This window comes from Azospirillum sp. B4 (genome assembly GCF_000333275.1).
Taxonomy (GTDB): domain Bacteria; phylum Pseudomonadota; class Alphaproteobacteria; order Azospirillales; family Azospirillaceae; genus Nitrospirillum.
Genome location: NZ_BACU01000111.1, coordinates 1 through 8,069, shown reverse-complemented (window position 1 = coordinate 8,069; position 8,069 = coordinate 1). Strand labels below are relative to the sequence as shown.

Annotated in this window: 8 protein-coding genes; 6 read left to right on the top strand and 2 right to left on the bottom strand. The window is 67.1% G+C overall.

What is annotated here, in order from left to right:
* Window positions 1-60 precede the first annotated feature (60 nt).
* Together I55_RS34100 and I55_RS05330 are read left to right on the top strand one after the other, a co-directional pair.
* Window positions 61-1,227: a tetratricopeptide repeat protein gene (locus I55_RS34100; protein ID WP_159107113.1), complete on the top strand. Its 1,167-nt coding sequence runs from the start codon at window positions 61-63 to the stop codon at window positions 1,225-1,227.
* A complete protein-coding gene (locus I55_RS05330) occupies window positions 1,217-1,867 on the top strand; it encodes a hypothetical protein (protein WP_044559469.1) in 651 nt (216 codons plus the stop codon). The genes I55_RS34100 and I55_RS05330 overlap by 11 nt, the downstream gene beginning before the upstream one ends.
* A gap of 238 nt (window positions 1,868-2,105) precedes the next feature.
* On the opposite strand, the gene I55_RS05325 is transcribed toward I55_RS05330, so the two are convergent.
* Entirely contained in the window at window positions 2,106-2,936 is an 831-nt protein-coding gene (locus tag I55_RS05325) for a glycosyl hydrolase family 18 protein (protein WP_044559468.1), read from the bottom strand.
* 74 nt (window positions 2,937-3,010) lie between these two features.
* Window positions 3,011-3,523 carry a hypothetical protein gene (locus I55_RS05320; RefSeq protein ID WP_044559467.1) on the bottom strand — a complete coding sequence of 171 codons (513 nt, stop codon included), beginning with the start codon at window positions 3,521-3,523 and terminating at the stop codon, window positions 3,011-3,013.
* Window positions 3,524-3,954: 431 nt separating this feature from the next.
* Between I55_RS05320 and I55_RS05315 the strand changes: the two genes are divergently transcribed.
* The 4 genes from I55_RS05315 to I55_RS05300 all read left to right on the top strand — a co-directional run.
* Entirely contained in the window at window positions 3,955-4,800 is an 846-nt protein-coding gene (locus I55_RS05315) for an ABC transporter permease (protein ID WP_252181021.1), read from the top strand.
* A gap of 45 nt (window positions 4,801-4,845) precedes the next feature.
* On the top strand, window positions 4,846-5,763 hold the full coding sequence (locus I55_RS05310; protein ID WP_376739170.1) for an ABC transporter ATP-binding protein: 918 nt from the start codon (window positions 4,846-4,848) through the stop codon (window positions 5,761-5,763).
* Entirely contained in the window at window positions 5,760-6,965 is a 1,206-nt protein-coding gene (locus tag I55_RS05305; RefSeq protein ID WP_044559466.1) for an acyl-CoA dehydrogenase family protein, read from the top strand. Before I55_RS05310 ends, I55_RS05305 begins: the two co-directional genes overlap by 4 nt.
* Window positions 6,966-7,000: 35 nt before the next feature.
* Window positions 7,001-8,069: LLM class flavin-dependent oxidoreductase (locus tag I55_RS05300; protein ID WP_044559465.1), on the top strand; the 1,069-nt coding region annotated here is incomplete at its 3' end.

The window sequence follows — 8,069 nt, the reverse complement described above, 5'->3', positions numbered from 1 at the left end:
GGCATGGTGAGAGCCCAGGGGGGCCTACACCGCCGGGCAGAGCAGCCCAGGATGCAATCCATGATCGACACGACCAAGGACCTCCTATACCACTCAGAAGACAAGGGCGCCATCGAAGCCGCTGTCAGCGGCTTACAACAGGTGTTGGCCCGGAACTCCACCAACGCCGCCGCCACCGTTGGGCTGAGCGTAGCCCTGTTCCGTCGTTATGCGGCGCAGAACCACGATCCCACCATTTTGCAACAGGCGGACGCTGCCGCCCACCTGGCTTTATCACTAGACGATCAACTGGCTCTATCTCATGTCGCCATGGGCTTGGCCGAGAACACCTCTAACAAGAGACCTGAAGCCTATCGACAAAATCAGACAGCATTGGCCCTGGAATACGGTAACCCTTTCGCTTTGGAGCAATTATCTGTTCTTTATGAAGAAGACAATTTTCCCCAAAAAGCCATTGATGTCCTTCAAAAGGGTATTGGTTTTAATCCTACTTATCGGTTGCTCTACGACAGGCTTGGTACACTCTACTTTGGCCAAGCAAATTATGCCCAAGCTGAATACATATTCCGGCAAAGCGTGGAGTTGGCGCCGGACAATGCTTATGGCTATGCCAACCTCAGCGCGGCGCAGCATATGCAGGGCCGTACGGTGGAAGCCATCCAGACAGTGCAACGCGGACTGCGTGTCAGGCCCTTACCGCAACTGTACAACAACTTAGGAACCTTTTTGTATTTCCTGGGGCAGTATCCCCAGGCGGCGGAGGCATTTGAGCGGCTCACCCAGGTGGACGGATATAGCCAGCATTATTTGTCTTGGGGCAATTTGGGCGACGCCTATCGCTGGACTCCGGGCAAGGTGGCCGAGGCGCGGGACGCCTATCGCATCGCCCTCCGTCATCTCGACACCCTATTGGCTAGCAGCCCCCAAGACCCGACCTACAACGTCAAGGCCGCAGTCTACCATGCCAAGCTGGGGGAGGTGGCGGCCGCCCTGCTGGCGCTGGATCGCGCCCTGGCCGGAAATCCAACGCCAAAAATCCTGTTCAATGCCGCCGTCGCCAATGAGGTGCTGGGCCGCCGGGACCAGGCGCTGGACCTGCTGGCGCGGGCGCGGGCGGCGGGCTATGCCACCAGTGAAATCGACCATGAACCGGAACTGGCGCAACTGCGCCTGGACCGTCGCTATCAACTATCCCTGATCAAGAAGGAGGAAACCGGTGAGCGGTGACAGCGATTACACTCCAGTTTTTTACACCATGCGCTTGGACTTCGATGTGCGTCAGGCCAGCACAGCCTTGCGCTTCAACCTGCTGCGAAATGACGGTTGGGAACCCGCCATACAACCGAACGCTCCAGCGGCCATGCAGACTTCCGGAATAGCCGCCGGCGGCTATCAGTTAAATAAGACGGATGGAATTAACGTCGTAATTTTCGCGGGCTTCGAACCAGACTCGCTTACCCAAATAACGATCAAGGGACTGACCTTGGTGGCCCTGCCGGCCCCCTACAGCACCGCATACCGGCTACCAACCCGAGAACAGCCCGATCTATCCCCCTATGTTGATGCCGATTACGCGACCCACCGGATGGACGAGTGGACGCGAGATGAGGATCCTGTCTACGTAACCTCAGCACCAGATGCCCCCTCAACCCAATGGGCCATTTTCCAAAAAAAGAAGACTGAGACAAACGGGATATCCGTGGATGTGGCGCCGGCCTCTGATCTTCCTATCGTTGCCAAGTCCGGCGTTTGGCAGATCATTGGCTTCCTCTCAGTGTTGATTGAGACCGACGCTGGGACGACGCACCGGGTATACACCTTCGATCCGGATGTGATGGTGGGGAGTGGGGGAGAGACGCATTCCTAAGCGGCAAACCAGGCGTGCCGCGCTGGTCAGTCCCGCGACCGGTGCCACCTGGCTCGTTTTTGCCGGCGCAGTCGCTGGGATAGCTTACCTGGACAGCCTTCGGGGGGCTGTCGTGCTGTTCAGGGGCGGACAGGGTGGCGGCCCAGTCGTCTCGTCCCGTGCGACTGGCGCCCATCCGTTCTTCTTCACGCGCGCTTCCCATGCCGGGCGGGCGCCCGGCATGGGAGGGCGGCGCCGGTCAGGCGCTGAATTTGCTCAGCGTGGGATAGTTCCACCAGGAGAAGCCGCCCCACGGCACGGTTGAGGCCGTCATCGCCGCGGTGACTTTGGTGATATCGTCATAGGTCTCATTCGGCGGGAAGACGCCGATGTTCAGCATGGCCGAGTTGTACGCGGCACTCCGGTTGCCATACCAACCGGCGATCATCGAGGACAGGGAGAGGAAGGTCGGCAGGTTCAGCGGCGCGTCGTCGCCATACCACTGGTAATTGTACCACCGGATGTGCTGCGTTGTGTTGGCGCAGTCGAGCGCCGCCAGTTGGGCGTAGAACCCCGTCGTCGCGTCGTAGGGGGAGCCGGTGACGATCAGGCCGTCCACCTTCTTGGCCAGGGCCTGGATGAAGGCGTAGACCTGGGTGGCCGTGGCGCTGTCCTCCATATCGATGTCGATGCCGGTGATGCCGTAGGTCTTCATGAAGGCGGCGAGGGCGGTGGCGCAGGCCGCTGGGTTGGCGTCGATGCTTTGCCAGGTGATGGGGTTGGCCCACCCACCAATGGAAATCAGGAACTGGGTTCCATTTTTGGCGGCGGTGGCCACCGGCAGCATGTCATCATCGGTGATCTTCGAATGGTGGACACCGTTGATCAACAATCCATAGCCATCCTTGTCCGCCTGGAAATGGGCGAAGCATAGAATGAATGTCGTATTCTGTTCCTTGAGGGGCTTGGCGTAATAATCCTTCGCGGACACTGTCTTGTCGTGCAACTGATACGCGACCTTGTCCGTGGTGTAATACGGACCCTGGATGTAAATCACGTTGCGCACGGGTAGATTGGGGCCGGTGGTCATTCTCGTCTCCCTGGATCCCTGGATTGTGGATTGGGCGGCCCTTGGCCATGCCGGGCCGGGGCCGCGCGCGCCGATCACTGCGCGAGGGCGTTGGTCACGCTGCTGGATTTGTACGGCACGCGGGCTTGCTTGCACTTGTAGGCGGGCCCCCACTGGGCGAGGCCGTAATTGCCCTTGATGTAGGCGACGTCCCAGTCGCCCACCTCGCCGGCCTTGCACGCCTTGTGGGCCTCCTCCTTCGACACCAGGGTCACGATGGTGCCGTCGCTCTGGATGGCCTTGGTGACGGGGCCGCTTTGGCTGCTCACCCGGGACTGCATGCAGTGATAATGGGGCCCCCACTGGGCGTAGCCCGCCATGTATTGCTGGGCGGCGAAATACGCGATCTCCCGGTCACCCATCTTGTGGTCGTGGCATACCTTCAGGGCCTGCTCCGCCGTCGCCAGGGTGATGATCACGGGGGGGTGCGGGGTGTGCGGGGTGGCGGCCGGCTCCGCCCTGACGGGCGCGCCGGCGACGGCCAGGGCGGCGATGGCCAGCGCGGCGGCGCCGGCGGTGTGGACGCGCGACAGATGGATTTTCCTCATGATGCTCCCCGTTCGGATGTGGGTGGAGGAGGGCCGGCCCCGGTGACATCAGGCACCAGGGCCGGCCCGCCGCCGGCTCTGTTGGCAGGCCACCAACCCCAAGGTGGTGCCCCCTTTGGGCGGAACGCCCCGGCGCGCGGCCATCGGCCCGGCGGACCGGCCCGCGCCCGGTTCCCCTTAAGCACCCCCCATGCCAAGCCGGGATGCCTTTAATACCAATGGCTTACCGGGGGTCGCGCCCCGTGTCCCGGCCCGGGCGGGCATGTCGGACACGCCGGACAGGCGATGACGGCGGCCCAGGGGCGGGCATCCTTGAGAATTATCAAACAATCACAGCATGAGAAGTCCATTGCCGGGGAAAACTCCACGGCATTTAATGGGGAATATCGATCGAAGATCACCACATTTCACATGTAGAATGAGGTGCGGCCTTGTCCCTGACCATAGACGATCCCCAGGCCCAGGCGCTTGCCCCGGCACCCCGGCAGGCGGGCGCTTCGCTGGCCCGTCGGGTGCTCGCCCGCTTGGGCAATTCCCGCTGGACGGTGCCGCTGGCCCTGCTGCTGGCCTGGGAGATCGGGTCCCGGGTGGGGCTGGTGCCGCCGCGCGTGCTGGCGGCGCCCAGCGCCGTGCTGGCCACCTTCTGGACCTTGCTGGTGTCGGGGGAGCTGCCGTCCAACCTGCTGGTGTCGCTGGCCCGCGTGGCCACGGGCCTGGGCATCGGCGTGGCGGTGGGCACCGGCCTGGCCGTCGTCGCCGGCCTGTTCCGCCGGGGGGAGACGTTGGTCGACCCGCTGATGCAGATGCTGCGCACTCTGCCGTTCCTGGCGCTGGTGCCGCTGTTCATCGTCTGGTTCGGCATTGGGGAGGTGCCCAAGGTGGCGCTGATCGCCCTGGGCGCCGCCTTCCCGACATATCTCACCCTGTTCTCCGGCATCCGCGCCATCGAGGCCAAGCTGGTGGAGGCGGGGCGCAGCTTCGGCCTGTCGCGGCTGGAGCTGATCACCAACGTGGTGCTGCCCGGCGCCACCCCGTCCTTCCTGGTGGGCCTGCGCTACGCCCTGGGCCACGCCTGGCTGAGCCTGGTGGTGGCGGAGCAGATCAACGCCTCCGCCGGGCTGGGGTACCTGATCAACAACGCCCGCGACTTCATGCGCACCGACATCATCGTCGTCTGCCTGGGCGTCTACGCCGTCCTCGGTCTTGGCACCGATTTCCTCGTCCGCTTGCTGGAGCGCCACCTGCTGGCCTGGCGCCCCACCTTCCTGGAGCGCTGACCCATGGCTTCCACCACCGCCCCCCTCCCCGTGTCCAGTAATGGCGTGTCCAGCCCCGCCGCATCGGGCGCCGCCGTCCCCGGTGACGCGCCCAGGGACGGGAACGCCGTCCGGGTGCGCGGCTTCACCCGCCGCTTCGGCGACGTCACCGTGCTGCGCGACCTGGACCTGGACATCGCGCCGGGTGAGTTCGTGGCCCTGCTGGGCCGCAGCGGCTCGGGCAAGACCACGCTGCTGCGCACCCTGGCCGGCCTGGACGCCGCGCCGGCGGACCAGGTCTCCGCCCCCGCCGCCCGCGCCGTCGTCTTCCAGGAGCCGCGCCTGCTGCCGTGGAAGCGAGTCTGGCGCAACGTCACGCTGGGCCTGGGCAGGGGGCGCCTGAAAAGCGGCCTGGGCCGGGTCGAGGCGGCGACCGCCCTGGAGGAGGTGGGCCTGGGCCACCGCGTCGACGCCTGGCCCGCCACCCTGTCGGGTGGGGAGGCGCAGCGCGCCGCCCTGGCCCGCGCCCTGGTGCGGGAGCCGCGACTGCTGCTGCTGGACGAACCCTTCGCGGCGCTGGACGCCCTGACCCGCATCCGCATGCACCAACTGGTGCTGTCGCTGTGGCGGGCGCACCGGCCGGCGGTGCTGCTGGTCACCCACGACGTGGATGAGGCGATCACCCTGGCCGACCGCGTGCTGGTGCTGGCCGATGGCCGCCTGGCGGTGGAGGAGAAGGTGAGCCTGCCCCGACCGCGTGAGACGGGGCCGGAGTTCCAGGCCCTGCGCCGCCGCCTGCTGGGCCACCTGGGCGTGGAGCAGGCGGGGCCGCGCGACGGCGCCCCCCTGTCCTTCATCCCTCCCGCCGCCGGCATCCGTACCGCCTGGAACCGGGCGGCCGCGGTGAACGGCCATGGCGTTCCCTATCATGGTGCCAATGGCGCCCAGACCAATGGCGCGCAAGTCGCCGGGGGGCTGTCATGACCGCCGCCGCCCTGCGCCGCGTGACGGTGGAGGAGGAGGGCCGGCTTGACGGCCCGGATCTTGATGCGGTGCTGGCCGGGCTGACGGCCGAATTCGCCGCCAGCGCCCCCCTGCATGACCGCGACAGCAGCTTCCCCTTCGAGAATTTCCGCAGCCTGCATGCCCAGGGCCTGCTGGGCCTGAGCGTTGGTCCCGCCTGGGGCGGTGCCGGCGCCGACCTCGCCACCACGCTGAAGGTGGTGCGGGCGGTGGCCAAGGGCGACCCCGCCACGGCCCTGGTGCTGGTGATGCAGTACCTGTTTCACGCGTCCCTGGGGGCCGCCGCCGACAACCAGGCCATTCCGGACGCGCTCTATGCCCGCGTGGCCCGCGACGCGGTGGAGAACGGCGCCCTGATCAACGCCCTGCGGGTGGAGCCTGACCTGGGCACGCCGGCGCGGGGCGGCCTGCCGGCCACGGTGGCGAAACGCACGGCCGACGGCTGGTCCATCAGCGGGCACAAGCTCTATTCCACCGGCATCCCGGCGTTGACCTGGCTGGTGGTGTGGGCCCGCACCGATGAGCCGGAGCCCCGCGTGGGCGGCTTCCTGGTGCATCGCGACAGCCCCGGCATCCGGGTGGAGGAGACCTGGGACCATCTGGGCCTGCGCGCCAGCGGCAGCCACGACGTGATCCTGACGGACGTGCCCACGCCCCTGGACCACGCCCTGGACCTGCGCAAGCCCGGCGACCTGTCCCCGCGCGACGCCCTGTTCGGCGCCTGGGCGGCGGTGCTGACCGCCGGCATCTATGACGCCGTGGCGGAGGCCGCGCGCGACTGGCTGGTGGGCTGGGCGCGCCAGCGGGTGCCCTCGAACCTGGGGGCGGCGGTCGCCACCCTGCCGCGCTTCCAGGAGGCGGTGGGCGTCATCGACGGCCTGCTGCTCAGCAACCGCGCCCTGCTGGCCGCCGCCGCGCGCGGCGACACCAGCACGGTGGAGTCCGGCCTGGTGAAGCACCTGGTGACGGAGAACGCCATCCAGGCGGTGGAGACGGCGGTGCGCCTGACCGGCAACCCCGGCATCACCCGCCACAATCCCCTGGAACGCCATTACCGCGACGTGCTGTGCGGCCGCATCCACACGCCCCAGGCGGACGTGGTGCTGACCAGCGCCGGCCGCGCCGCCTTCGCCGCCCACGCGGCGGCCCATCCCGGCGCCTGAGCGCCCCCCATCCCTTCTTCCTGAGGAATCCCCCCATGTCCGACACCTTGCAGTTCATCGGCTTCATCGGTTCGCAGGACGGCTCCGAAACCCGGCCGGGCAGCGGCCCGGTCATCGACCGCGACTATGTCGGCACCGTCGCCCGTGCCCATGAGTACGCCGGCTTCGACCGGGCCTTGATCGCCCACTCCAGCGCCTCGCCCGACGGCTTCCAGATCGCCGCCTATGCCGTCCAGCAGACGGAGCGCCTGAAGGTCCTGCTGGCCCACCGCCCCGGCTTCGTGGCGCCCACCCTGGCCGCCCGCCAGCTGGCCTCGCTGGACCATTTCAGCCAGGGCCGCCTGGCCGTGCACATCATCACCGGCGGGTCGGACGAGGAACAGCAGCGCGATGGCGACTTCCTGACCAAGGCGGAGCGCTACGCCCGTACCGACGACTATCTCGACGTGGTGCGCAAGGTGTGGACCAGCACGGCGCCCTTCGACCATGACGGTCCCTATTACAAGTCCCGGGGCTCCCACTCCTATGTGCGGCCGGTCAACGGCACGCTGCCGGTCTATTTCGGCGGCTCATCGGACGAGGGCATCGCCGTGGCCGGCAAGCATGCCGACGTCTATGCCCTGTGGGGCGAACCGCTGGACGATGTGCGCGAGACCATCGCCAAGGTGCGGGCGGCGGCGGCCCTGCACGGCCGGCAGGATCACATCCAGTTCAGCCTATCGCTGCGCCCTGTCCTGGGCCGGACGGAGGAGGAGGCCTGGGCCAAGGCCGAGCGCATCCTGGAGGAGGCCAAGCGCCTGCGCGCCAGCCAATCCACCTTCAAGCCCGTCCGTGTCGGTGAACCGCAGAACGTCGGCTCCCAACGCCTGCTGGCGGCGGCGGCCGGCGGCAAGGTGCGGGACAAGCGCCTGTGGACGGAGATCGCGGCCCTGACCGGTGCGCAGGGCAACTCCACCGGCCTGGTGGGCACGCCGGAGCAGGTGACGGAATCGCTGCTGGATTACTATGATCTGGGCGTGCGCACCTTCCTGATCCGGGGATTCGATCCGCTGGTGGATGCCATCGAGTACGGCCGCGACCTTATCCCCCTGGTGCGCCAGGCGG

Bases quoted from the DNA above. Each gene is read 5' to 3' on its own strand.
- I55_RS34100 (WP_159107113.1), top strand. From the start codon at position 61: ATGATCGACACGACCAAGGACCTCCTATACCACTCAGAAGACAAGGGC.
- I55_RS05305 (WP_044559466.1), top strand. From the start codon at position 5,760: ATGACCGCCGCCGCCCTGCGCCGCGTGACGGTGGAGGAGGAGGGCCGG.
- I55_RS05320 (WP_044559467.1), bottom strand. From the start codon at position 3,523: ATGAGGAAAATCCATCTGTCGCGCGTCCACACCGCCGGCGCCGCCGCG.
- I55_RS05325 (WP_044559468.1), bottom strand. From the start codon at position 2,936: ATGACCACCGGCCCCAATCTACCCGTGCGCAACGTGATTTACATCCAG.